Here is a 23,168-nt window from a genome sequence, read left to right as displayed (position 1 = left end):
TTAATATCTGAGGGGTCGGCGCCTCAAGAGGGTGTTGAGGGAGGCGTTGGTTGCTGTGACCAATCGCCCCGGTTTCGCAGCACTGTTGACGATATGGAAACCATCGGCACGTTCACGAAACACCAGGCCGGGGCGGTGGCGCGGCCCAGCAGGATCGAGCCGTTGCCGGGGATGCGGAAGCGGCGGTAGATGCGCGCAGCCTTGGAGATACGGGCGGAGATACGGTCCCCCGGTCGGGCCAGCACGCCCACCGGGAAAGTCTCCATGATCCACCGCCAGTCCTGCCACTGGTCAAACTGGACGAGGTTGTCGGCCCCCATCAGCCAGACGAAATGCACGCCCGGATAGAGCGCCTTGAGGCGGCGCAGCGTTTCGGCCGTGTAACGGGTGCCCAGCTGCGCCTCGATATCCGTGATGGTGACGCGGGGGTGGTCCATGACGGTGCGGGCGCGGGCGATCCGGGTTTCCAGCGCGGCGGGCTGGCGGGCCTTGAGCGGGTTGCCGGGGGTCACAAGCCACCAGACATGGGTCAGGCCGAACCGGCGCATCGCCTCCAGCGTGATATGGGCATGCCCTTCATGGGCCGGGTCGAAGGATCCGCCCAGCAATCCGATCACTTGCCCGGGCGGGGCCTTGGGTAACGCGTGCCGCATGGCCCTGCGATACCTGAATTTTCATCCCAGACCAAGTGCTTGCGTAAGTACGCTGCAGGACTGCGTCACGCCTCTTCGCCGGGGTCCGGGTCAGCTCCGCTGAGGAAGCGGCTGACGAAGTCGAGCGCCGGGATATTGTCGCCCACCACTTTGACGAAGACGAGGAAGGGCACGGCCATCAGCGCCCCCGCCACGCCCCAGAGCCAGGCCCAGAAGATGACCGCGACGAAGACCGCCGCCGCATTGAGGGACAGATGTCGACCGACCAGCACGGGCGTCACCATCTGCCCTTCGATCGAGGTCAGCATGAAATAGACCAGGGGGGGAACCAGCGCCTCTCCCACCGAATTGAAGGTGATGAGCGACACGGCGGCGACCGCCAGCATTCCGACGATGGCACCCAGATAGGGCAGGTAATTCAACAGGAACGCGGCCAGACCCCAGATGATCGGATAGGGCACGCCCAGCAGGTACATGGCGCCCCCGATGGCCACACCGAGGCAGAGGTTGATGACCGTAATCGCGCCGAGATAGCGCGATATCTGACGTTCGATATCATGGCTGATCCGCAGGGCCTTCTTCTTGTCGCCGAAACGGTCGAAGCTCTGCACCAGCTTGTGCTGGAACATGTCGCCGGAGGCGAGCAGGAACATGGCCAGCAGCAGGGCGATGATCAGCGCCGTGCCGGTCCCGGCGGCAGAGGCGACGGCGGTTTCCAGCATCGAAGGGTCATCGACGAGGATCGTGGTGACCTCACTGTCGGTGGCGGCCTCCCGTTCGCCACTCGCCATGTCCTGAATATTCTTTTCTGCCTCCTGCACCTGGCGAACCTTGTCGGCCAGATGACCAAGCTTGGCCTCGGCCTCCCGCTGGATGGCGGGCATGGAGTCCATGAGGGTCGAGGCGGGGCCGCTGAGGAGATACAGGCCGAGGGCGGAGCCGATGCCGATGGTGAAGATGATCGTCACGGCGGAGATGCCGGTGGGGATGCCGATACGGGCCAGCCAGCGCACCAGCGGCGACAGGGTCAGGGCGATCAGAAAGCCCAGCACGATGGGCAGGACCACCACCTTGGCCAGAGAGATCGACCAGAAGAAAAACAGCAGCAGCAGACCGGCCAGCAGATATTCGATGCGGCGGAGGGCCTTGAGACGCAGCGCCTCTGCCTCGGTTTCAGAGCGGGCCGCGTCGGATGCCCCCTGCGGCGGGTTGAGATCGGCCCTCTGGTTCACATTGTCCCCCTGTGCATGATTGCGAACGGCGGGATGGCGCCGAATGTTCCCTCGGCCTGCAGGGTTTTTTGGCATTTGTCGCAGATTCCCGGGGCAAACAGGCGATGCAAAGGCAGGGTTGCCCGCAGATGGCTTCCGTCATGGTTGTGCGGCGGGCGAGGCTGGAGCGCAGACGGGTCTGCGCCATGGGTGCGCCGTCTTCCGGCCCGGCACCTTTTGCGCCGGGATCATCAGTGCGTGACCGCAGCCCAGTTTCGCTGCCCCCAAGCTCCTCTCGTCACGCAGAACCGCTGCAGCCGGTTCTCACACCGGGCTCTGCCCGCCGGTGCTGTGGCCTGTCGCCCTCCCGAAAGGAGACGATAGATGACCGATACGACCCAAGACCGCGCCACGCGCAAGTGGCAGTTCCCCGACCCGATGGTCATGATCTTCTACATCCTGCTGCTGGCGAGCCTGCTGACGCTGATCGTGCCCGCCGGCAGTTACGAACGCGAAGAGGTGGGGGGCGCCACGCGCGTCGTGCCCGACAGCTTTGCCTATACGCCCAGTGACGGCGGATTTTCGATTGGCGGGGCGGTGGATTTCCTGTTTTCCATCTTCGTCGCGATCCCGCGCGGGCTGCTGGATGCGGCGCCCTACCTCTTTATCGTGTTCATTGCCGGCGGGCTGTTTCATACCATGACCAAGAGCCAGGCGATGGAGCATGCCATCGGCACGATGGTGAAACATATCGGGCTGGAGCGGCGCGGGCTGATCATCTGGCTGGGCACCTATTTATACGGGCTGTTCGGGATCGCCGTGGGGTTCGAAAACAATATCGCGCTGGTGCCGGTGGCGATGATCATCTCTGCCACCATAGGCTACGGCAATGTCGTGGGGGTCTGCATGGCCGTGGGCGGCATTGGCATCGGCTTCGCCCTGTCGCCGATCAACCCTTACACGGTGGGGGTGTCGCAGACGATTGCCGATCTGCCGCTGTTTTCCGGCGCGATCTACCGGCTGATCCTGTGCCTCGCCTCGCTGTCGCTGCTGGCGCTCTATATCACGATGTATGTGGTCAAGCTGAAGGATGCAGCACCGGAGGCGGGCGGTGCCGGGCTGTCGAAGGACATCTCCGAATACCACATGCGCAAGAGCGACAAGATCATCATCGGGGCCTTTGCGCTTGGCATCGTTGTGATTGCGGTCTGTTCCTACCTTTCGGGGACCGGCACGCTGGGCCGGCCGTGGTATATCAACGAGATCGCGGCGGTTTTCCTGATCATCTCGGTCGTGGCGGCGGTGGCCTCGGGGATGAGCGCCAATGACTACGTCGCCAATATGATTGAGGGGGCGTCCAAGGTGACCGGCGGGGCGCTGGTGATCGGGCTGGCGGCATCGATCAAGATCATGCTGGACGATGGCGGCATCATCGACACGATCATCTACGGGCTGAACGCCACCGCGCAGGCGGTGCCCCTGCAGCTGCTGGCGCCGGTGATGAGCGTGATCCAGGGGGTGATCAACTTCTTCGTGCCCTCCGGATCGGGGCAGGCGCTGGTGACGATGCCGATCCTCGTGCCTTTGGCCGACCTCACGGGCATGTCGCGGCAGCTGATGATCATGGCGTTTCAGGTCGGTGACGGGCTGACCAACCTGATCGTGCCGACCTCTGGCGGGACGCTGGCGATGCTGGCGCTTGGCGGGGTGAGCTATCCGCTGTGGATGAAGGTTTTCATGCCGTTCATGGTGATCGTCTACCTGCTGTGCTTCGCCTTTCTGATCGCGGGGCATTACATCGGGTATTGATCACGTCTCGCCTTAATCTCGTCGGGTCGTGACTGCGGAGAGGCCGGGGGCGCTGCCCCCGGACCCCCGGAGTATTTTTCGGAAAGATGAAGGGGGGCGGGGCGCGGCGGCGATTGCTCCGCCCCTGCCCTTTCGGTATGGGGGGCCAACTGGGATTTTCTGAAGGGAGCGCTTTAATGGCCGCCTATCAATATGTCTATCACATGTCCGGTGTGTCCAAGACCTATCCGGGCGGCAAGAAGTGCTTTGAAAACATCAATCTGAACTTCCTGCCCGGGGTTAAGATCGGCGTGGTCGGCGTCAACGGCGCCGGTAAATCGACGCTGCTGAAGATCATGGCGGGCTGGGACAAGGATTTCTCCGGCGAGGCCTGGCATGCCGAAGGCGCCAAGGTCGGCTACCTGCCGCAGGAGCCTGAGCTGGACCCGGCGCTGGATGTGCGCGGCAATGTCATGCTGGGCGTGGCGGAGAAGAAGGGCAAGCTAGACCGGTTCAACGAGCTGGCGATGAACTATTCCGACGAGACCGCCGATGAGATGGCGCAGCTGCAGGATGAGATCGACAGCCAGAACCTGTGGGATCTGGATGCGCAGATCGACATCTCCATGGAGGCGCTGCGCTGCCCGCCGGATGATGCGGATGTGACGACCCTGTCGGGCGGGGAGAAGCGGCGCGTGGCGCTCTGCAAGCTGCTGCTGGAGCAGCCGGACATGCTGCTGCTCGATGAGCCGACCAACCATCTGGATGCGGAGACGATCGCCTGGCTGCAGCAGCACCTGATCGACTATAAGGGCACGATCCTGATCGTGACCCACGACCGGTATTTCCTGGACGATATCACCGGCTGGATCCTGGAGCTGGATCGCGGGCGGGGCATTCCCTACGAGGGGAATTATTCCTCCTGGCTGGAGCAGAAGGCCAAGCGGCTGGAGCATGAGGCCAAGGAAGACAAGGCCAAGCAGAAGACGCTGGCGCGCGAGCTGGAATGGATGCGGCAGGGCGCCAAGGCCCGGCAGGCGAAATCCAAGGCGCGGATCCAGGCTTATAACGAGCTGGCCGACCAGTCGGAGCGCGAAAAAATCACCCGGGCCCAGATTGTCATTCCGGCGGCGCAGCGGCTGGGCGGCAAGGTGATCGAGGTTGAAGGGTTGCACAAGGCCATGGGCGACAAGCTGCTGATCGAAGATCTGAGCTTTTCGATTCCGCCGGGGGCGATTGTCGGTGTGATCGGGCCAAACGGCGCCGGCAAATCGACGCTCTTCAAAATGATCACCGGGCAGGAGACACCGGACAGCGGGTCGATCGAGATCGGCGATACGGTGGATCTGTCCTATGTCGATCAGTCGCGCGACGATCTGAAGGATGGCGAGACCGTCTGGGAGGCGATCTCCGGCGGCGCTGAGATCATCCAGCTGGGCGATGCGCAGGTGAATTCGCGGGCCTATTGCGGATCGTTCAACTTCAAGGGCGGTGACCAGCAGAAGAAGGTGTCGCTGCTGTCGGGCGGGGAGCGGAACCGGGTGCATATGGCGCGGCTGCTCAAAGCCGGGGGCAATGTGCTTTTGCTCGACGAACCGACCAACGATCTGGACGTGGAGACGCTGCGGGCGCTGGAAGATGCTTTGACGGAGTTTGCCGGCTGTGCGGTGGTGATCTCCCACGACCGGTTTTTCCTGGACCGGATCTGCACGCATATCCTGGCCTTTGAGGGGGATGCGCATGTGGAGTGGTTCGAGGGGAACTTCGAGGATTACGAAGAGGACAAGAAGCGGCGGCTGGGGCCGGATGCGGTTGAGCCTAAACGTCTGAAACACAAGAAATTCGTTCGTTAAGGGCGGGTTTCCGGGTTTGTCCGGGGCGCGGGGTGTCCGGGGATTTGGGGATGGGTGGAACCACCCATCCTACGGGGCCTGGAATGCGTGGGTTTGTCCGGCGAAGAGGGGGCAGGAGCGCCGGTCGGATATGCGGCGTCAGCCGTCGATCTCTCCATACCGGCCATCCTGCTGACCACCCTGCCAGTCCGGGTCAACAAGCCCCGCGCGGATATCGCGATGGATGGAGGACCAGGGCCAGTCGGCGGCGCGCGCGACATAGCCGTGCTTGACCGGATTACCCCAGCAATACCGGATATGGGTCAGGTAATCGGCCTCGTCCCGAATGCAGTGTTCCCAATAGCGCCGTTGCCACACCCCGCGCTCCTGTTTGGCGGTGAGAGAGGGGCGGCGAACGCCGGGTGGGCAGCCGCGACTGAAGCTGGACTTGATCAGGCGCCAGCGGGTCGGGAAGTCGTCATCCGCCGGTGGCAGGGTCCAGACGCAGTGCAGGTGGTTGGGCAGGATGACAATGGCATCAATTTCGGCCCGGCGGAAGCTCAACACCCTGTGGAACGCGAGGCGCAAGTCATCCACCCGGTCCGTCAGCGTCGTAGCGGCGCGGTTGGCGAGGGCGAGGGTGAAGAAATAGCTGGCACCGGGATGGCGGAGGCGGCGGTAACTGGTCATGCCGAAGGGTGCCGCAGGTATGGTTAAGGTCCGGTGAACACTTGCACCGGGAAGGGGGCGCGGGCCGGTCCTGCGGCGCCGCCTGCGTAGGATGGGTGATCTCACCCATCCCGGGGGCAGCGGGCGGGATGGGGAAATCCTGCCATAGCGATCCCCGCAGCGCGCAACCTCTTCCCAAATGAATTGAAACCTGTCACACAGATCGCGCTTTACGATCTCTACCGACCCTGCTGTTTCTCGTCATCGGCTACAGTCTTCGCTAGACAAAGTTAGCCACAGCCGTCGCATTCCGCGGGCGGCGAGATAGACAGGAGACCACGGATATGGCCACTGGCACCGTGAAATGGTTCAACACCACCAAAGGCTTCGGCTTTATCGCCCCCGAGGGCGGCAGCAAGGACGTTTTCGTCCATATCTCTGCTGTCGAACGCTCCGGCCTGACCGGGCTGAAAGACGGCGCGAAGGTCAGCTTCGACCTCGAATCGGGCCGTGACGGCCGTGAGAGCGCGGTGAACCTCGCGCTGCTCTGAGCCGCTGCCAGAGCTTTGACATGAAAAACGCCGCCTCGGTTTCGAGGCGGCGTTTCCTTTGGGCCGGATAAGAACGCCGGGGAGGGTCGGCGTCCTGACCGGTCAGCCCTCGTTATCGGTGGGCGTTGCGCTGTCGGATTGCTGCAGCATGGCGACAATCCGGTCATTGAGCGCCGGATCGGCCTGCGCGGCCTGTCCGATCTCGTTATAGGTGGCCAGGTCGATCTCGCCGGTGGCCTCGACGGCCGCGGCCATCTGCTGATTGGCTTCCTGCGCAATCTCCTGCTTGTCCGCATCGGTGTCGGCGGCCTCGATCTGCGCCAGGTAGCCGCTGCGCACCTCCTGAACCTTCACGGTCGCGTCGACAAAGCTTTGCAGCTCGGCGTCGGAATAGGCGGTGTCGGGCGTCTGCGCCCCGGCCGGGTCCGACGCTGTGGTGCCCGACTGGGCAAAGGCCGCCGCGGGGGCGACTGCCAGGCCGAGCATGATGGCGGTTCTGGTCAGGGTGGATGCAATTGTCATTTTGTCCTCCGGACTGTGGTTGATCACAACACAGGAAGCCTGCGTCTGGGGGGTAAGCTATGCGGGCAGAGAACTGGTACAAGCCGTTGGAAAACAAACAGCAAATTCCAGCCTGAATGCGTGGCCAAATGCGGCGGAGCCTTGCCGTCCGCGGGTTTTCGCCGGGTTGGCCGCGGGCCTGACGCAAGAGTGAGCCGGGTCTCGGAGGATGGCGTTAGGGCATGCTGGCCATTCCGGTCCGGCCGATGCATTGTGGCGCTGCGTGACGTCGTACCCTGTGTGATCCCGTAATCAGTGCTGTTGTGGCCGGGATGTCTGTCCCGGACCCGAGACGCCCCAAGAACAGGCAACGCCAAGGAGCCCGCCCGCATCATGAATGTGCTGTCGATGACCGTTCTGTGTCCGACCCGGCAGTCGGCAGAGGAAATCGCCGAGGCGCTGCTGTCGCACCGTATCGCCGCCGCAGCCAGTATCGGCGGTGCGGTGCGTTACCAAAGTCTGGGTCCGGACGCGGGGACCATGGCTGAGGCGGTTCCGCTCTCCGTTCAGACCCGGCCCGATCTGAAGCAGCGTGTCGAGGATGCCATCCGGAGGCGTCATCCTTCCGAGGTGCCGCATATCCGGTCGCGGCTGGACGAGGCGACAAATGATTTCGCGCAGCTCGTTGCGGAAGTGACCCGCAGGTCCGGCGAATTCACGTCAAATTGACCAGATCGCGTGGCTTGAAGGTCACAACGGCGGTGCCGATATATAACAATCTGGGGATTCCCGGCATTACGAATCATTTTGTTCGTGTCAAAATCCGCAACAATTCCAGATTGAAAGGCTGCCATATCATGACCACCCGTCGCGCATTTCTGACCTCAGGCACTGCGGCTGCCGCGGCCGTGGCGCTGCCTCTTCCGGCGCTTGCCTATACGCCCCCCAAAAATCTGATGCCGCAGAACGTGCGGATCGCATCCCAGTACCAGCCCGGCGAGATCGTCATCCTGCCCCGCGCCTACTACCTGTATTATGTGACAGCCCCGAATGAGGCGCGCAGATATGGTATCGCCGTGGCGAAACCGGGGCTTGGATATCAAGGCGTTGCCACGATCAAACGCAAGGTCGAATGGCCGACCTGGCGCCCGACCGACGACATGATCGAACGCGATCCCGCGCATTACGGCCGGTTTAAAGGCAACCAGGAACGGATGGAGGGCGGCCCCGGCAACCCGCTGGGCGCACGGGCGATGTACCTCTTTGAGGGCAGCAAAGACACCTATGTCCGCATTCATGGCACGATCGAACCGCAGTCGATCGGCCGCAATGCCTCATCCGGTTGTTTCCGAATGATCAACGATCACGTCATCGACCTGTATAACCGTGTGCCCCTGGGAACAAAGGTGACGGTGCTGCAGAGCATCTGAGTTTTCTGCTCTGACATGATGCCGCCGCGCAGACCCGGGTCGCGCGGCGGTTTTGCTTTGTCCGGATATGCCGGTCAGACGCTGCGGGCCCAGTCCACAATCGCCGGGGCGGGCATGGCACCGGACTGGCGTTTGCGCTCCTTACCGCCGGCAAAGCCGACCATGGTCGGGATGCCGCGGATATTGTAGGTCGCGCCGGCCTTGGGGTGGTCTTCGGTGTTCAGCTTGACCAGCCGCGCGGTCGGGCCCAGTTCCTGCGCCGCCTTGGAGAATTCCGGTGCCATCATCCGGCAGGGCCCGCACCAGGGGGCCCAGAAATCCACGACCAGCGGCAGGTCGTCATTGCGCGCGGCCTTCTGCAGGGTGGCCAGATCAACCTCCACCACCTTGGGTGACAGCAGTTTCGCGCCGCAGGTGCCGCATTTGGGGCCCGCGGTCAGCCGATCCTCGGGGATGCGGTTCACCTGCCCACAGTCGAGACAGGTCAGTTTCTTGGCGGACATCGGTGCTCTCCGGGATACATTCAGCTCGCTATATGTGACCGCCCCGCATGTTTGTGAATGGGTCGGGCAGGAAATTCTGCGCCCGATGCTGGCAAATCAGCCCGTCCCGATTATGATTTGTTCAAAGCTCCTGTTCGGTTCTGATGCGCCTTTTCCTGCCTCTCGTTTGTCTGGTCCTTGCGGCCTGCTCTGCCCTGCCCCCGCCTGATGAGGCGGCCGAAACGCCCCTGTTGCATGACGGGCGCGCCGTCAAAGGCGTGAAGGAGGCGGTTGTGGTCATCCCCGGCGCGCTATCCTCTGTCGGCGTGTACGATGCGGTTTTTGACTGGACCCTGCCGCATGGCACCTTCATCGCCTATCGCTATCCCGGTGTGGACGGGCTGCCGCTGGACCACCGGATCGATATCGAAGGGTCAGGAGAGATCATCGCAGAGGCGCTGAACCGGCTGGGTATCCCGAAGGTGCATCTGATCGGCTATTCGACCGGCGGCCCGATCGCACTTGAGGCCGCGCGGCGGATGAAAGCGCCCGATGTGGACGTGGCGCTGCTGTCCACGGCCAGCGATGCACCGGCGGCGCTGATCGCCACGGCGGAGGGGGTTGTCGACATGCTCAAGGCGATGATCCGGCAGCATGGCGGCGGCGTGGACGAGACGCTGATCGAGAATTATCGCACCCTGCTTTATGGTCGGAAGCATTTCACAGAGGCGGAGCTGGCAGAACGGTCGCGTCAGCTGGCTGCGCTGCAACGGGGCCATATCGTGAAGCCGCCGAACAAGATGACGCTGGCGCATACCTCTGACCTGATGACCTGGGTTCTGAAGCGGCCGGAGGAGCTGAAGGGCGTCCATATCGGGTTTTTCCACGGCACGGAGGATTCGATCTTTTCCGAGGCGCGGACGAAGCGTTTTGCCGCCCGGATCCATGCGGATGAGTTTCACAGCTATCCCGGCCAGGGGCATCTGCTGTTCGTCACCGATCCGGGGCTCTGGGACGATATCCGGACCTTCTTCGGGCTTGCGGGCCGGGGCTGATCGCTTATGCAGGCAGGCATGGAATATTACGACGTAATCGTTGTCGGCGGCGGCCCGGCAGGCGGCGCTGCGGCGCATGTGGCGGCGCGGGCGGGGCTGCGGGTGGCTTTGGTCGACCGGCACCGGTTTCCGCGCGAAAAGCTCTGTGGTGGCGGGTTCACCGGGCGCAGCTACCGCTATTATCAGGAGATTTTCGGGGCGCCGATTGCGCCGGAGATCATCCTGACCAAGCGGGCGGTGGAGTTTCACGCCTATGGTGAGCGGATCGGGCGACTGGACCCGATCCCTGATATCCACATGACGATGCGGCGGGATCTGGATGCGTCGATGGTGGCGCATGCGCTGGCCTCCGGTGCGGCGGATCTGACCGGCACCGGGTTGGCGGAGGTCGTGGCGGAGGAGAACCGCGTTGTTCTGACCGACGGGCGGTCGCTGGGCTATGGCGTGCTGATCGGGGCGGACGGGGTGAATTCGCAGGTCGCGCGGAGCCTTTACGGCCAGGCCTTCAACCATGACACGATCGGCTTCGGGCTGGAGATCGAGGGGCCGGTGCCCGACCCCGACGCGCCGGTGCGGATCGATTTCGGGGCGGCGGAATGGGGCTATGGCTGGAACTTCCCCAAGGAGGGCTCGGCCACTATCGGGATCGGCGGGGTGCACCGGCGGAACCCGGATATGAAGGCCGGGATGGCGGCCTATATGGCGGAGTTCGGGCTGGGTGACGAGTATCGCGTGAAGGGCCAGTTCCTGCCCTTTGGCGATGTGCGGCGCAAACCGGGGCGGCTGAACGTGCTGCTGGCCGGGGATGCGGCGGGGCTGGTCGATCCGATCACCGGCGAGGGGATCGCCTATGCGATGAAATCCGGGGCTCTCGCCGCAGAGGCGGCGGTGGAGGCGATTGCCGCCAATCATCCGCCACGTGCCCTGACGCTCTACCGGCAGAAGCTGCGGCCCATTCACACGGCGATGTATCATGCGCGCTGGATCCGGCAGATCATCTTTCACAAGGCGTTCCGCAAGACCTTCGTGCGGGCGTTCCGCGGGTCGGGCACGCTGCGCCACCAGTATTTCCGGCTGATGGCCGGGGAGATCGAATATGGAGAGCTGGCGGCGGCGACCTTCCGCAAGGTGCCACGGTTCGTGATGCGGACGGTGACGGGGCGGTAGAGCTCGCGTGCCGGAGACCAAAGCTGGCTCATGAAGCGGCCACGGCCGATCAAAAGACCGGCCCGGTGGTACGCCGGGTAGCGGGTGTCCGCCCCGTCGCACCGCAGGTGCGCCCTTCAAAATTGGCACGCCTCTGGCGTATCGGACAGCCTCTGCCCTTCTCCCCGACCACAGCAGGCGCGTTTGCCGCGATAGTGGCGGTAGGATCAGGCCCCGCCCTTTGCCCGCTCCATCAGCTCCACCACCCTCGGGCCGATCTGATCCACGATCAGCTTCACGCCCTCGGCATTGGGGTGGATGCCGTCGCCCTGCATGTATTTCAGGTATTTCGACGGATCGGGGTCGCCGCCCGTCAGGCCGGTAAAGAAACTGGGCTCGTAGAGCGTGCCGTACTCTTCGGCCAGGTCCGGGTAATTGGCGTCGAAGCTCTGCTTGTACTCCGCCCCGTAATTACCGGAGGCAGGCAGGCCGATCAGCAGCATCTCGACACCCGCGGCCTTGCCGGCCTCCAGAATGCCGGAGAGGTTCTTGCGCGTCTCTGCCGGGTCGAGGCCGCGCAGGATGTCATTGCCGCCCAAAGTGACGATCATCGCGTCGATATCATCGGCCAGCGACCATTCCACCCGCGACAGGCCGCCCCTTGTCGTGTCGCCCGACACACCGCCGTTCACCACCTTGGCCTCATGGCCATGTGCGGCCAGCCAGCGCTCCAGCTGCGGCACGAAGCCTTCGCCATCGGGCAGGCCGTAGCCCTGGGTCAGGCTGTCGCCGAGGGCCAGAATGCGCATGTCCTGAGCCATGGCCGGAACCGCCATCAAAGTCAGGAAAATCAGCGTGATCGCCTTGCGGGTCAGGTGTGAGGGCCCATATGACCGAAGGTGCCGCAATGCAGAGAGATGTTTCATGACCGACCCTGTTCTTTCCCTCACCGATGCGCGGCTGACCCTCGATGGAAATGCCGGGCCGGTGGAGATCCTGCGGGGGATCACCCTGTCGGTCGAACGGGGGGAGACGCTGGGGCTCATCGGGCCGTCTGGGTCGGGCAAGTCGTCGCTCCTGATGCTCATGGGTGGGCTGGAACGCGCCACCGGGGGGCAGATCGCGGCGCTTGGCCAGGATCTGACGGCGATGTCAGAGGATGCGCTGGCGCGGTTCCGCAGGGATCATATGGGGGTGGTTTTCCAATCCTTCCACCTTATTCCGACGATGACGGCCCTGGAAAATGTCGCGACGCCGCTGGAACTGGCCGGTGTCGCCGATGCCTTTGACCGGGCGGAGGCAGAGCTGGCCGCCGTTGGCCTTGCCGCCCGCGCGGGCCATTACCCGGCGCAGATGTCGGGCGGTGAACAGCAGCGGGTGGCGCTGGCACGCGCCTCCGCCCCGCGGCCCGATATCCTGCTGGCGGATGAGCCGACGGGCAATCTCGACGGGCCCAATGGCGCGGCGATCATGGACCTGCTCTTTGGTCTGCGGGACCGGCACGGGTCGACGCTGGTGCTGGTGACCCATGCGCCGGAACTGGCGGACCGCTGCGACCGGGTGATCCGGCTGCGCGACGGTGTGCTGGATATGTCACACGCGGGCGGGGTTCCGGCGTGAGTTTTTCGTCCGATGTGAGGCTGGCGGCCCGTTTTGCCAGCCGCGAGCTGCGCGGCGGGTTGTCGGGGTTCCGCATCCTGCTGGCCTGTCTGGCGCTTGGCGTGGCCGCCATCGCCGGAGTCGGGACAGTCCGGTCTGCGATAGAGGCCGGTTTGTCGGAGGAAGGGGCGGCGCTGCTGGGCGGCGATGCGGAGGTGTCGTTCACCTACCGGTTCGCGACAGAAGAGGAGCGCGGCTGGCTGGCGGAGACGGCCGCGCAGGTCTCCGAAATCGCCGATTTCCGGTCCATGGCCGTGGTGGGCGACGACCGGGCCCTGACGCAGGTCAAGGCGGTGGATGACCTCTATCCGCTGGTGGGGTCGGTGGAGCTGGCCTCCGGCGGCACCTTGTCAGCGGCGCTGGCCTGTGATCCCGACATGCCCTGCGTGGTGGCAGAGGCGCTGCTGACCGACCGGCTGGGTCTGTCGGTGGGCGACGATCTGACGCTCGGCGCGAAAGCCTACAAGCTGGGCGGCATTCTGGAGCGGGAGCCAGACAGTGCCACGCAGGGCTTTGGCCTCGGCCCCCGTCTGATCGTGAGGCGGGCCGATCTGGAGGGTGCGGGGCTGCTGGAGCCCGGCACATTATTCGAGAGCCATTACCGGATGATCCTGCCGGAAACGGCGCCGCTTGATACGGTCAAGGCCGCGGCCGAGGACCGGTTTGCCGACAGCGGGCTGCGCTGGCGCGATGCGCGCAACGGCGCGCCCGGCGTGGCGCGGTTCGTCGACCGGCTGGGGGCGTTTCTGGTGCTGGTGGGGCTGTCGGGGCTGGCCGTCGGGGGCGTCGGGGTCTCTGCGGCGGTGCGGGCCTATCTGGCGCGCAAGACCGGGGTGATCGCGACGCTGCGGACGCTGGGCGCGACCCGGCGGGTGATCTTCCTGACCTATTTCCTGCAGATCGGCGCTTTGGCGGTTGTGGGCATCCTGCTGGGGCTAGTGCTGGGCACGCTGGTGCCGCTGGGCTTTGCCCCGCTGATCGCCGACCAGCTGCCGGTGCCGGCGCGGTTCGGCCTCTTCCCCGGCACGCTGGCAGAGGCTGCGTTCTACGGGCTGATGACGGCGCTGATCTTCACGCTCTGGCCGCTCGCCCGGACGGAGGAGATCCGCGCCGCCACCCTCTTCCGCGATGCGCTTGGCGCGGGCCGCGCCCTGCCCCGCTGGCCGTTTCTGGCGGTCATCGCGGGGCTGCTGGCGGTTCTGGTCGGCGCGGCGGCGGTGTTTTCCGGCACGTGGGAGCTGACGCTCTGGACCGCCGGGGGGATCGCTTTCGCGCTCTTCCTGCTGACGCTGGCGGGGCTCGGGCTGAAGTGGATCGCGCGGCGGGGGCAGAGGGTCGCGCGCGGGCGCGCCGCGCTCCGATGGGCGCTCTCGGCTGTGGGCGGACCACGGAGCGAGGCGCTGCCGGTTGTCCTGTCGCTGGGGCTGGGCCTGTCGGTGCTGGCCGCCGTGGGCCAGATCGACGGCAACCTGCGCGGCGCCATCACACGAGAACTGCCGGACCGGGCGCCCTCGTTCTTCTTTGTCGATATCCAGCGCGACCAGATCGACGGGTTTCTGGACCGGGTGGAGCATGATCCGGCCGTGTCCCGGGTGGATCACGCGCCGATGCTGCGGGGCATCATCACACAGATCAATGGCCGCCCGGCGAATGAGGTGGCGGGCGATCACTGGGTGCTGCGCGGCGACCGGGGCGTGACCTATGCCGGCACCCAACCCAAGGGCACCAAGATCACCGACGGCATCTGGTGGGGCGAGGGCTATGACGGGCCGCCACAGATCTCGCTCGCCGCCGAAGAGGCGGGGGAGATGGGGATCCAGCTGGGTGATGAGATGACCGTCAATATCCTCGGGCGGGACATCACCGGGACGGTCACCAGCTTCCGGGAGGTCGATTTTTCCACCGCCGGCATGGGCTTTATCATGGCGATGAACGAAACCGCGCTCTCGGGCGCGCCGCATAGTTTCATCGCCACGGTCTATGCCGAGGAACCGGCGGAGGCCGCGATCCTGCGTGATGTGGGCCGCGCCTTTCCCAATGTCACGGCGATCCGGGTGCGGGATGCGATCGATCAGGTGGCGCTGCTTCTGGGCGGCATCGCCTCGGCCACCTCCTGGGGCGCGGGGGCGACCTTGCTCACGGGGTTCCTCGTGCTGATCGGCGCGGCGCTTTCGGGCGAGCGGGAGCGGGTCTGGGAGGCGGCGGTGCTCAAGACCCTCGGCGCCACTCGGGGCCGCATCCTGACGAGCCTCGCGCTCAGATCGGCACTGATGGGCGCGGGTGCCGGGCTGGTGGCGCTCGCCGCAGGGATCGCCGGGTCCTGGGCGGTGGTGCATTTCGTGATGGAGGGCGACTTTGCCGTGATCTGGCCCTCCGCCATCGGCATCGTGCTGGGCGGGCTGATCGCCAATCTGGCGGCCGGGCTGGCCTTTGCCTGGCGCCCGCTGGCGGCCCGGCCCGCGCGGGTGCTCAGGGCGCAGGACTGAGCCTCAGATCGCCGAAGGGTGACGCGCCAGCGGCGTGACCTCACAACTCATGAAGGGAAAGAGCGGCAGGTTCTGCAAGATCTCCTGCAGCTCATCGTTGGAGCCCACGTCAAAGAGCGAATAATTCGCGTATTCCCCCACGATCCGCCAGAGCCCTACCCATTTGCCCTGCCGCTGCAGATCCTGCGCATAGGCCTTTTCCCGCGCCTTGATCTCCTCAAATTCGGCGGCGGGAATGTAGGTCGGAACGGTCACATCCATACGCACCATGTAAAGCATTGCGGCCTCCTCAGTCTGCCCAGTCAGGGTGGGACCGTTCAGGCAGGCGCGCAACCCCCTGCTTCATCTTTCCAGAAGTACTCACCGGCCCGCCCTCAGGGTCGCGGGACGCGGGAGGTTATTCCGCCGCCTCGGCATAGTCTGACATCGGCGGGCAGGTGCAGGTCAGGTTGCGGTCGCCCCAGGCATTGTCGACGCGGTTGACCGGCGGCCAGTATTTGTCGACGCGGAAGGCGCCGGGCGGGAAGCACCCCTGTTCGCGGGAATAGGCGCGGTCCCAGTCGCCGACGAGGTCCTCGACCGTGTGGGGGGCGTGGGCCAGCGGGCTCTGCTCATGGTTCAGCTTGCCGGATTCGACATCGGCGATCTCCTCCCGGATGGCGAGCATGGCATCGCAGAAGCGGTCGAGCTCGGCCTTGGTCTCGGATTCCGTGGGCTCCACCATGAGGGTGCCGGCGATGGGCCAGCTCATGGTGGGGGCGTGGAAGCCACAGTCGACGAGGCGCTTGGCGATGTCGTCCACGGTCACGCCATGATCCGCAAAGGGGCGGGTGTCGAGGATGCATTCATGCGCCACCCGGCCCTGCGGCCCCTTGTAGAGGATATCATAGGCGCCCTTCAGCCGCGCCGCGATATAGTTGGCGTTGAGGATGGCGACGCGGGTGGCCTGGGTCAGCCCCTCCCCGCCCATCATCAGGCAATAGGCCCAGGAGATCGGCAGGATCGAGGGCGAGCCATAGGGCGCGGCGGAGACGGCGCCAGTGCCGTCTTGCGCGGGGTGGCCGGGTAGGTGCGGCACGAGGTGATGCTTCACGCCAATCGGGCCCATGCCCGGGCCGCCACCGCCATGCGGGATGCAGAATGTCTTGTGCAGGTTCAGGTGGGAGACGTCGCCGCCGAGATCGCCAGGCCGCGACAGGCCCACCATGGCGTTCATGTTCGCCCCGTCGATATAGACCTGTCCGCCGTGGTCATGCACGATCTTGCAGACTTCCTTCACCGTCTCCTCGAACACGCCATGGGTGGAGGGGTAGGTGATCATGGCCGCCGCCAACTGGTCGGCATGTTCATGGGCCTTGGAGGCGAAATCCTGCAGGTCGACATCGCCGTTGGCCGCCGATTTGATCGGCACGACCTTCCAGCCGACCATCTGAGCCGAGGCGGGGTTGGTTCCATGGGCCGACATGGGGATGAGGCAGACATTGCGGTGCCCCTCGCCATTGGCCACGTGGTAATTGCGGATCGTCAGCAGGCCGGCATATTCGCCCTGCGCGCCGGAATTGGGCTGCATGGAGAAGGCGGCATAGCCGGTAATCGCGCAGAGCTTGGCCGAAAGATCGGTGATGAGCTGGGTATAGCCTTCGGCCTGATCGGGCGGGCAGAAGGGGTGCAGCGAGTTATAGGCATCCCAGGAGACCGGGATCATCTCTGCCGCCGCGTTCAGCTTCATTGTGCAGGAGCCCAGCGGAATCATGGCGCGGTCGAGCGCGAGGTCGCGGTCCGACAGGCGGCGCATGTAGCGCATCATCTCTGTCTCTGCCCGGTTCATGTGGAAGATCTCATGGGTGAGGTAGGGCGTCTCGCGGATGAGCTTTTCCGGCAGGTCATAGGCCGGTGTTTCGGGGACCGGGGCGGTGAGGCCGAAGGCGCGCCAGACGGCGGCGATGGTCTCCCCGGTTGTGGTTTCATCCATGGCGATGCCGATGCGGGTGTCACCGACGCGGCGGAGGTTCAGCCCCTCCTCCACCGCGGATTTCAGGATGGCGCCCTGGAAGGGGCCGACCTCCACCGTGATCGTGTCGAAGACCTTTTTCGGGAAGACGTCAAAGCCCGCCTGGCGCAGCCCCTCCGCCATGGTGACGGTGCGGGCGTGAATGCCCTGGGCGATGGCCTTGAGCCCGTTGGGCCCGTGGAAGACTGCGTACATCGACGCCATGACGGCCAGCAGCGCCTGTGCGGTGCAGACGTTGGAGGTCGCCTTTTCGCGGCGGATATGCTGTTCGCGCGTTTGCAGCGACAGGCGATAGGCGCGGTTGCCGCGCGCGTCGATCGACACGCCGACGATGCGGCCGGGCATCGACCGTTTCAGCGCGTCCTTGCAGGCCATATAGGCGGCATGGGGGCCGCCGTAGCCCAGCGGCACGCCAAACCGCTGGGTGGAGCCGACGGCGATATCGGCGCCCATGGCACCGGGTTCCTTCAGCAGGCAGAGCGCCATCGGGTCGGCGATCACGATGCCAAGCGCCTTGGCGGCATGCAGCGCCTCCATCTGCGGGGTGAAATCGCGCAGCACGCCATTGGTGCCGGGGTACTGGAAGATCGCGCCGAAGACCTTGTCGGCGTCGAGGTCGGAGGGGCGGCCGGTGATGACCTCGATCCCCAGCGGTTCGGCGCGGGTGCGGATGACGTCGATATTCTGCGGATGCAGGGCCTCATCGACAAAGAAGGTCATGGATTTGGATTTAGCGGCGCGTTGCGCCATGGTCATCGCCTCCGCCGCGGCGGTGGATTCGTCGAGCAGGGAGGCATTGGCGATGTCGAGCCCGGTCAGGTCGCAGATCATCGTCTGGTAGTTCAGCAGCGCCTCAAGCCGGCCCTGGGAGATCTCGGGCTGGTAGGGCGTGTAGGCCGTGTACCAGGCCGGGTTTTCAAAGATGTTCCGTTTGATCGCGGGGGGCGTGATGGTGTTGTGGTAGCCCTGACCGATGAGCGAGGTCAGGACTTTGTTCTTGTCCGCCACCTTGCGCATATGGGCCAGCAGCTCTGACTCCGACAGGGGTTTGCCGAAATCGAGCGGCTCTGCCTGACGGATGGACTTCGGGATGGTCTGGTCGATCAGATCATCGAGGCTCTCCGCGCCGATGGTCGCCAGCATATCCGCCATCTCTGCCGGAGAGGGGCCGATGTGACGGCGGTTGGCGAAATCATAGGCGTCGTAATCGGTCGGGGTGAAGGTCATCTCGGGTCTTTCCGGTCAGGCGGTTGGGCAAGCGGTTCGGGCGGGGTCGGTCGTGATTGGCGGAACTCTGGTCCGGCGCCCCTGCCCCGGGGTGGCGCCCGGTCGCCTGCGCGAGTTTTTGTAAGGGCGACCCGCAGCGCGCATCGCCCCTACGGCATCAGGAGATCATGTCCTGATATTCGGACTCGGTCATGTAGTCGTCCATCTGGGACTTGTCCGAGGGCTTGATCTTGAAGAACCAGGCATCGCCCAGCGGGTCGTCGTTGATCTTGCCCGGATCGTCGACCAGCGCCTCGTTCACCTCGGTGATCTCACCGTCCAGCGGCGAGAGGATGTCGGAGGCGGCCTTGACCGATTCGATGACCACACATTCGTCGTCCTTGGAGACTTCGGTGCCGACCTCGGGCAGTTCGACAAAGACAATGTCGCCCAGCTGTTCGGCCGCGTGTTCGGTGATGCCGACGACAATCTCGTCGCCCTCTTCGCGCAGCCATTCGTGTTCTTCGGTGAATTTCATTTATGTGGTCCCCTGGACGGTCAGCGTTTGAAATTGGCGGGGGTGAAGGGCAGCGGCGCGGTGTCGATCGCGGCGCGCTTCCCCCTGAGCTCCGCAGACAGAGTGGAGCCGGGCGCGGCCATGTCAACGGGGACATAGCCCATGGCGACGGGCCCCTGCACGGTCGGCCCGAAAGCGCCGGATGTGATGGCGCCGATCTGTGCGGTGCTGTCGTCGGTGGCGAAAAGCGGCACGCCTTCGCGCATGGGCGCACGGCCCTGCGGTTTCAGCCCGGTGCGGCGGCGTTTCGGCCCGTCTTTCAGCTCTGCCTCGATCCGGGCGGCGCCGGGGTAGCCACCGGCGCGGTCGCCGCCGGGGCGGCGAACCTTCTGGATGGCCCAGGTCAGCGCGGCCTCCACCGGGGAGGTCGATGTGTCGATGTCATGGCCATAGAGGCAGAGCCCGGCCTCCAGCCGCAGGCTGTCGCGGGCGCCAAGGCCGATGGGCAGGACAGTGTCATCGGCCAGCAGCGCGCGGGCGAGATCCCCGGCGGCGCTGACGGGGACGGAGATTTCATAGCCGTCCTCGCCGGTGTAGCCGGAGCGGGAGATCCAGCACTCGGCCCCCAGCAGGGGCAGGGTCCGGACATCCATGAAGGTCATCGCGGCGACATCGGGGTTGAGCTTGGCCAGCGCGGCCTCTGCCCCCGGCCCCTGCAGGGCGAGGAGGGCGCGGTCGGTGATCTCCTCTACCTCCACGCCGGGCATGGCGGCGCGCATATGGGCAATATCGTCGGCCTTGCAGGCGGCATTGACGACGACAAACAGGTGATCGCCGCGGTTGGCAAACATCAGATCGTCGAGGATGCCGCCCTGATCGTTGGTCAGCAGGCCGTAGCGCTGGCGGCCTTCCCTGAGGCCCAGCACGTCGACAGGCATCAGCGCCTCAAAGGCCCGGGCGGCGTCGCCATGCAGGATCACCTGCCCCATGTGCGAGACATCGAAGAGACCGGCGGCGGCGCGGGTGTGCAGATGTTCCTTCATCACGCCGGGGGCGTATTGCACGGGCATTTCATAGCCCGCAAAGGGCACCATCTTGCCGCCCAGCTCGACATGCAGGTCATGCAACGGAAGTGATTGCAGCGTCTCGTCCATTCCCGTCCTTTCGGCCCGGCTGGAAAAGACCGGGCATCGGCTGGCGCGCCATCCGCGCCGCGATGCCCCCTCTGTCCTTGTGCCTGAGATCGCTATCCCTTCGGCGGGCGCGGATGCGCCACTCTCCAGAGTCTCGTACCGCAGAGGTCCTCGGGCCTGAGAGTTTCCGGGGCGGTTGCTCCTTCGGCACCGGCTTTGCCACTTGGGCGCGCCGGTTCTCCCTGCTGCGGTACGATGTGCATAGCGCGGGCCGCGGGCCCACGCAAGGGTCAGGCGGTGGCCCGGGCCCCATTGCAGCCCACAGGCCGTGTGAGCATGGCCATAAGCCCGTTATTTCCGCAGACGAGGTCCGAGAGGGCGACTTCGCCCAGCGTCAGATAGAAGGTGTCCATCGCATGAGCGATCGCATCCCGCAGCTTGCAGGTATCATAGAGAGGACAGGTATTGTCGTTCTCATCGAAGCATTCGGTGACAGGCACGCCTTCCTCCATCGTGCGGAAGACCTCACCCACCTTGATCTCCTGCATCGGACGGGACAATCTGAGGCCACCGTTCCGTCCCCGCTGCGTATGAAGAAAGCCCAGTTGCGCCAGACGGTTCACAACCTGTGCCAGATGGTTCTCTGACGTATTGCATGCCTCTGCGATATGCGATTTCGTGACAAGTTGACCGTCATTGACGCCGCAATACATGAGGACCCGCATGGACAGATCTGCCCGTTTGGTTAAGCGCATCTCCTCGCTCCCATTTCCATTAGATTCCTTACCCGGGGCGCAACTTACAGCATGTATACATCAATGCAAAACATGAATTGCGCATATATACATAGGGAGAGTACCGATGCCGTATGACCCTTATTTCTTTGGCTATGGAAGCCTTGTGAACACGGCGACACATGTCTATTCGCGCCATTTCCCGGCCCGTCTTGACGGTTGGCGGCGCGTCTGGCGGCATACGCCCTTTCGCGAAATGGCTTTTCTGACTGCCGAACCATACGATGGCGTATATATAAATGGTTTAATCGCAGCCGTTCCGAATGCCGACTGGATTGCGCTGGATGCGCGCGAAGAAGGCTATGACCGCGTGCCGGTTAATACCGGCATTTCCCATTCCGCAGAGGATGCGGGGGACATTGCGGTCTATCACATTCCGGTCGACAAGCACGGACCGGCGGATGGCGCGCGGTCCATCCTGCTGAGTTACCTCGACGTCTGCGTTCAGGGATATCTGCAGGTCTTCGGAGAGGACGGCGGGCAGCATTTCTTTGACACCACGGCCGGATGGGACGTGACGCCGGTGCTGGATGACAGGGCCGCGCCGCGCTACCCGCGCAAACAGGTGCTGACGGCAAAAGAAACCGCGTTTGTCGATGCGCAGCTCGACCGGCTGGGCGTGCGTTTCACCGACGGGTGAAGCAGGGGTGCCCGGGGCCTGAAATCGGCCCCGGCGCCCGATCTGGCCCCCGATGCGGCCCGGTCCGGCTCAGAAGCTGCGCGCGCGGATCACCTGCATCAGCGGCAGCAGGGCGGACATGTCCGGCCCCCTCTCCTGCCCCGTGACGGCCTTGCGCAGAGGCATGAAGAGACCCTTGCCCTTGCGGCCGGTCTTCTCTTTCACCTCGGCGGTCCATTTACCCCAGCTTTCCGTATCAAGCGGGCCTTCGGGCAGCAGCGGCATGGCCTGACGGATGAAATCGGCATCCTCGGGATCGACCATCGGCTCGGCGCCGTCGCGCATCAGCGCCCACCAGCTGTCGACCTCCTCCAGCACGGTGATATTGTCACGCACCACGGTCCAGAACGCCTCGGCCTTATCGTCGGGCACGCCGGCCTGGGCGATACGCCCCTGTACATCGGACAGCGGACGCGTTTGCAGGATGCGGGCGGTCAGCGGGAAGAGGTCCTTTTCGTCGAACTTGGTCGGGGCGGAGCCGAAATGGCTCAGATCGAAGCCTTCGATCAGTTCGTCGATGGAACTGCGCAGTTCCACCGGCTGAGACGATCCCAGACGCGCCATCAGCGAGAGCAGCCCCATCGGCTCCACCCCCTGCGCCCGGAGGTCACGCAGGGAGAGCACGCCCAGACGTTTGGACAGCGCCTCGCCCTGCGGGCCGGTCAGCAGCGAGTGATGGGCAAAGGCCGGCGGCGTGGCACCAAGCGCCTCGATCATCTGGATCTGGGTCGCGGTGTTGGTCACGTGGTCCGAGCCGCGCACAACATGGGTCACGCCCATGTCGGTATCATCCACGACAGAGGCCAGCGTATAGAGCACCTGACCATCCGCACGGATCAGCACCGGGTCCGACACCGACGCCGCGTCGATGGAGATGTCGCCAAGGATACCATCGGCCCATTCGATGCGCTGCTGGTCCAGCTTGAACCGCCACACGCCATTGCCACGCTCCGCCCGCAGCTTGTCCTTTTCCGTGTCGGACAGGGCCAGCGCGGCGCGGTCATACACCGGCGGCTTGCCCATATTGAGCTGTTTCTTGCGCTTGAGGTCCAGTTCGGTGGGCGTTTCAAAGGCCTCGTAGAACCGGCCCATCTCACGGTATTTGTCCGCGGCCTCCGCATAGCGGTCGAGGCGCAGAGACTGCCGTTCGACCCGGTCCCAGTGCAGGCCCAGCCAGTCGAGATCCTGCTTCAGCGCGTCGACATATTCCTCCTTCGAGCGCTCCGGATCGGTGTCGTCGATCCGCAGGATGAAGGTGCCGCCCTGCTTGCGGGCGATGAGGAAGTTGAAGAGCGCGGTGCGCAGGTTGCCGATGTGGATATAGCCGGTGGGCGACGGGGCAAAACGGGTGACGGTCATTGCGGG

The 23,168-nt window shown here is 64.7% G+C and carries 22 protein-coding genes and 2 riboswitches; of the genes, 10 read left to right on the top strand and 12 right to left on the bottom strand.

Translation table 11 applies throughout. The annotated features are described in order from the left end of the window. Window positions 1-23 precede the first annotated feature (23 nt). A complete protein-coding gene (locus ACRARG_RS14545) occupies window positions 24-653 on the bottom strand; it encodes a nicotinate-nucleotide adenylyltransferase (protein ID WP_432690731.1) in 630 nt (209 codons plus the stop codon). Between the two features lie 65 nt (window positions 654-718). Then, complete coding sequence (locus ACRARG_RS14540) at window positions 719-1,885, bottom strand: AI-2E family transporter (protein WP_432690730.1); 1,167 nt, start codon at window positions 1,883-1,885, stop codon at window positions 719-721. A 363-nt stretch (window positions 1,886-2,248) separates the two neighbouring features. Between ACRARG_RS14540 and ACRARG_RS14535 the strand changes: the two genes are divergently transcribed. Next, window positions 2,249-3,673: a YfcC family protein gene (locus tag ACRARG_RS14535; protein WP_432690729.1), complete on the top strand. Its 1,425-nt coding sequence runs from the start codon at window positions 2,249-2,251 to the stop codon at window positions 3,671-3,673. A gap of 176 nt (window positions 3,674-3,849) precedes the next feature. Then, window positions 3,850-5,505 (top strand): energy-dependent translational throttle protein EttA, encoded by a 1,656-nt coding sequence (gene ettA, locus ACRARG_RS14530; RefSeq protein ID WP_432690728.1) that lies wholly within the window; start codon window positions 3,850-3,852, stop codon window positions 5,503-5,505. 138 nt (window positions 5,506-5,643) lie between these two features. Here ettA and ACRARG_RS14525 read toward each other — a convergent pair whose 3' ends face one another. Further along, window positions 5,644-6,174, bottom strand: a complete 531-nt coding sequence (locus ACRARG_RS14525) for an REP-associated tyrosine transposase (RefSeq protein ID WP_432690727.1) — start codon at window positions 6,172-6,174, stop codon at window positions 5,644-5,646. Between the two features lie 323 nt (window positions 6,175-6,497). On the opposite strand from ACRARG_RS14525, the gene ACRARG_RS14520 reads away from it, so the two are divergent. Further along, complete coding sequence (locus ACRARG_RS14520; protein WP_432690726.1) at window positions 6,498-6,704, top strand: cold-shock protein; 207 nt, start codon at window positions 6,498-6,500, stop codon at window positions 6,702-6,704. 102 nt (window positions 6,705-6,806) lie between these two features. Here ACRARG_RS14520 and ACRARG_RS14515 read toward each other — a convergent pair whose 3' ends face one another. Next, a complete protein-coding gene (locus tag ACRARG_RS14515; RefSeq protein ID WP_432690725.1) occupies window positions 6,807-7,226 on the bottom strand; it encodes a DUF4168 domain-containing protein in 420 nt (139 codons plus the stop codon). A 372-nt stretch (window positions 7,227-7,598) separates the two neighbouring features. Between ACRARG_RS14515 and cutA the strand changes: the two genes are divergently transcribed. Beyond that, the gene (gene cutA, locus ACRARG_RS14510; protein WP_432690724.1) at window positions 7,599-7,934 is read left to right on the top strand and encodes a divalent cation tolerance protein CutA; all 336 of its coding nucleotides are present in this window, start codon (window positions 7,599-7,601) and stop codon (window positions 7,932-7,934) included. Window positions 7,935-8,062: 128 nt separating this feature from the next. Continuing rightward, entirely contained in the window at window positions 8,063-8,635 is a 573-nt protein-coding gene (locus ACRARG_RS14505) for a L,D-transpeptidase (RefSeq protein ID WP_432690723.1), read from the top strand. 74 nt (window positions 8,636-8,709) lie between these two features. Here ACRARG_RS14505 and trxC read toward each other — a convergent pair whose 3' ends face one another. Beyond that, entirely contained in the window at window positions 8,710-9,138 is a 429-nt protein-coding gene (gene trxC / locus ACRARG_RS14500) for a thioredoxin TrxC (RefSeq protein ID WP_432690722.1), read from the bottom strand. Window positions 9,139-9,281: 143 nt separating this feature from the next. Between trxC and ACRARG_RS14495 the strand changes: the two genes are divergently transcribed. Together ACRARG_RS14495 and ACRARG_RS14490 are read left to right on the top strand one after the other, a co-directional pair. Continuing rightward, window positions 9,282-10,172, top strand: coding sequence for an alpha/beta fold hydrolase (locus ACRARG_RS14495; RefSeq protein WP_432690721.1), 891 nt, complete (start codon window positions 9,282-9,284; stop codon window positions 10,170-10,172). A gap of 18 nt (window positions 10,173-10,190) precedes the next feature. Beyond that, window positions 10,191-11,339: a geranylgeranyl reductase family protein gene (locus ACRARG_RS14490; RefSeq protein ID WP_432690720.1), complete on the top strand. Its 1,149-nt coding sequence runs from the start codon at window positions 10,191-10,193 to the stop codon at window positions 11,337-11,339. A gap of 206 nt (window positions 11,340-11,545) precedes the next feature. On the opposite strand, the gene ACRARG_RS14485 is transcribed toward ACRARG_RS14490, so the two are convergent. Beyond that, window positions 11,546-12,244: an arylesterase gene (locus tag ACRARG_RS14485; RefSeq protein ID WP_432690719.1), complete on the bottom strand. Its 699-nt coding sequence runs from the start codon at window positions 12,242-12,244 to the stop codon at window positions 11,546-11,548. Here ACRARG_RS14485 and ACRARG_RS14480 point away from each other — a divergent pair. Continuing rightward, on the top strand, window positions 12,243-12,938 hold the full coding sequence (locus ACRARG_RS14480; RefSeq protein WP_432690718.1) for an ABC transporter ATP-binding protein: 696 nt from the start codon (window positions 12,243-12,245) through the stop codon (window positions 12,936-12,938). The two genes, ACRARG_RS14485 and ACRARG_RS14480, sit on opposite strands and share 2 nt — an antisense overlap. Next, window positions 12,935-15,463: an ABC transporter permease gene (locus tag ACRARG_RS14475; RefSeq protein ID WP_432690717.1), complete on the top strand. Its 2,529-nt coding sequence runs from the start codon at window positions 12,935-12,937 to the stop codon at window positions 15,461-15,463. Before ACRARG_RS14480 ends, ACRARG_RS14475 begins: the two co-directional genes overlap by 4 nt. A gap of 3 nt (window positions 15,464-15,466) precedes the next feature. Here the strand turns inward: ACRARG_RS14475 and catC are convergent, their stop codons facing one another. The 5 genes from catC to ACRARG_RS14450 all read right to left on the bottom strand — a co-directional run bounded on the left by catC (window position 15,467) and on the right by ACRARG_RS14450 (window position 21,085). Next, window positions 15,467-15,742, bottom strand: a complete 276-nt coding sequence (catC, locus tag ACRARG_RS14470; RefSeq protein ID WP_432690716.1) for a muconolactone Delta-isomerase — start codon at window positions 15,740-15,742, stop codon at window positions 15,467-15,469. Window positions 15,743-15,860: 118 nt separating this feature from the next. Next, complete coding sequence (gcvP, locus tag ACRARG_RS14465; protein WP_432690715.1) at window positions 15,861-18,701, bottom strand: aminomethyl-transferring glycine dehydrogenase; 2,841 nt, start codon at window positions 18,699-18,701, stop codon at window positions 15,861-15,863. Window positions 18,702-18,858: 157 nt separating this feature from the next. After that, window positions 18,859-19,218 (bottom strand): glycine cleavage system protein GcvH, encoded by a 360-nt coding sequence (gcvH, locus tag ACRARG_RS14460; RefSeq protein WP_432690714.1) that lies wholly within the window; start codon window positions 19,216-19,218, stop codon window positions 18,859-18,861. Window positions 19,219-19,238: 20 nt separating this feature from the next. Beyond that, window positions 19,239-20,351, bottom strand: coding sequence for a glycine cleavage system aminomethyltransferase GcvT (gcvT, locus tag ACRARG_RS14455; RefSeq protein WP_432690713.1), 1,113 nt, complete (start codon window positions 20,349-20,351; stop codon window positions 19,239-19,241). 69 nt (window positions 20,352-20,420) lie between these two features. Then, window positions 20,421-20,482: riboswitch (glycine riboswitch) on the bottom strand. A gap of 3 nt (window positions 20,483-20,485) precedes the next feature. After that, a riboswitch (glycine riboswitch) is annotated at window positions 20,486-20,585 on the bottom strand. A gap of 35 nt (window positions 20,586-20,620) precedes the next feature. Next, window positions 20,621-21,085 carry an RrF2 family transcriptional regulator gene (locus ACRARG_RS14450; RefSeq protein ID WP_432690712.1) on the bottom strand — a complete coding sequence of 155 codons (465 nt, stop codon included), beginning with the start codon at window positions 21,083-21,085 and terminating at the stop codon, window positions 20,621-20,623. A gap of 106 nt (window positions 21,086-21,191) precedes the next feature. Between ACRARG_RS14450 and ACRARG_RS14445 the strand changes: the two genes are divergently transcribed. Next, window positions 21,192-21,764, top strand: a complete 573-nt coding sequence (locus ACRARG_RS14445) for a gamma-glutamylcyclotransferase family protein (RefSeq protein WP_432690711.1) — start codon at window positions 21,192-21,194, stop codon at window positions 21,762-21,764. A 69-nt stretch (window positions 21,765-21,833) separates the two neighbouring features. Here ACRARG_RS14445 and gltX read toward each other — a convergent pair whose 3' ends face one another. Continuing rightward, the gene (gltX, locus tag ACRARG_RS14440) at window positions 21,834-23,162 is read right to left on the bottom strand and encodes a glutamate--tRNA ligase (protein ID WP_432690710.1); all 1,329 of its coding nucleotides are present in this window, start codon (window positions 23,160-23,162) and stop codon (window positions 21,834-21,836) included. Window positions 23,163-23,168 lie beyond the last annotated feature (6 nt).

The organism is Pseudooceanicola profundi (genome assembly GCF_050897955.1).
In the GTDB taxonomy this organism is placed as follows: domain Bacteria; phylum Pseudomonadota; class Alphaproteobacteria; order Rhodobacterales; family Rhodobacteraceae; genus Pseudooceanicola.
Note: the sequence above shows the minus strand (reverse complement) of the source record. Positions and strands in the feature narration are given on the sequence as shown.

Bases quoted from the DNA above. Each gene is read 5' to 3' on its own strand.
- ACRARG_RS14535 (WP_432690729.1), top strand. From the start codon at position 2,249: ATGACCGATACGACCCAAGACCGCGCCACGCGCAAGTGGCAGTTCCCC.
- ACRARG_RS14525 (WP_432690727.1), bottom strand. From the start codon at position 6,174: ATGACCAGTTACCGCCGCCTCCGCCATCCCGGTGCCAGCTATTTCTTC.
- ACRARG_RS14495 (WP_432690721.1), top strand. From the start codon at position 9,282: ATGCGCCTTTTCCTGCCTCTCGTTTGTCTGGTCCTTGCGGCCTGCTCT.
- ACRARG_RS14520 (WP_432690726.1), top strand. From the start codon at position 6,498: ATGGCCACTGGCACCGTGAAATGGTTCAACACCACCAAAGGCTTCGGC.
- ACRARG_RS14505 (WP_432690723.1), top strand. From the start codon at position 8,063: ATGACCACCCGTCGCGCATTTCTGACCTCAGGCACTGCGGCTGCCGCG.
- gcvP (WP_432690715.1), bottom strand. From the start codon at position 18,701: ATGACCTTCACCCCGACCGATTACGACGCCTATGATTTCGCCAACCGC.
- ACRARG_RS14545 (WP_432690731.1), bottom strand. From the start codon at position 653: ATGCGGCACGCGTTACCCAAGGCCCCGCCCGGGCAAGTGATCGGATTG.
- ACRARG_RS14480 (WP_432690718.1), top strand. From the start codon at position 12,243: ATGACCGACCCTGTTCTTTCCCTCACCGATGCGCGGCTGACCCTCGAT.
- cutA (WP_432690724.1), top strand. From the start codon at position 7,599: ATGAATGTGCTGTCGATGACCGTTCTGTGTCCGACCCGGCAGTCGGCA.
- gcvH (WP_432690714.1), bottom strand. From the start codon at position 19,218: ATGAAATTCACCGAAGAACACGAATGGCTGCGCGAAGAGGGCGACGAG.
- trxC (WP_432690722.1), bottom strand. From the start codon at position 9,138: ATGTCCGCCAAGAAACTGACCTGTCTCGACTGTGGGCAGGTGAACCGC.
- gltX (WP_432690710.1), bottom strand. From the start codon at position 23,162: ATGACCGTCACCCGTTTTGCCCCGTCGCCCACCGGCTATATCCACATC.
- catC (WP_432690716.1), bottom strand. From the start codon at position 15,742: ATGCTTTACATGGTGCGTATGGATGTGACCGTTCCGACCTACATTCCC.
- ettA (WP_432690728.1), top strand. From the start codon at position 3,850: ATGGCCGCCTATCAATATGTCTATCACATGTCCGGTGTGTCCAAGACC.
- ACRARG_RS14490 (WP_432690720.1), top strand. From the start codon at position 10,191: ATGGAATATTACGACGTAATCGTTGTCGGCGGCGGCCCGGCAGGCGGC.
- gcvT (WP_432690713.1), bottom strand. From the start codon at position 20,351: ATGGACGAGACGCTGCAATCACTTCCGTTGCATGACCTGCATGTCGAG.
- ACRARG_RS14445 (WP_432690711.1), top strand. From the start codon at position 21,192: ATGCCGTATGACCCTTATTTCTTTGGCTATGGAAGCCTTGTGAACACG.
- ACRARG_RS14485 (WP_432690719.1), bottom strand. From the start codon at position 12,244: ATGAAACATCTCTCTGCATTGCGGCACCTTCGGTCATATGGGCCCTCA.
- ACRARG_RS14515 (WP_432690725.1), bottom strand. From the start codon at position 7,226: ATGACAATTGCATCCACCCTGACCAGAACCGCCATCATGCTCGGCCTG.
- ACRARG_RS14450 (WP_432690712.1), bottom strand. From the start codon at position 21,085: ATGCGCTTAACCAAACGGGCAGATCTGTCCATGCGGGTCCTCATGTAT.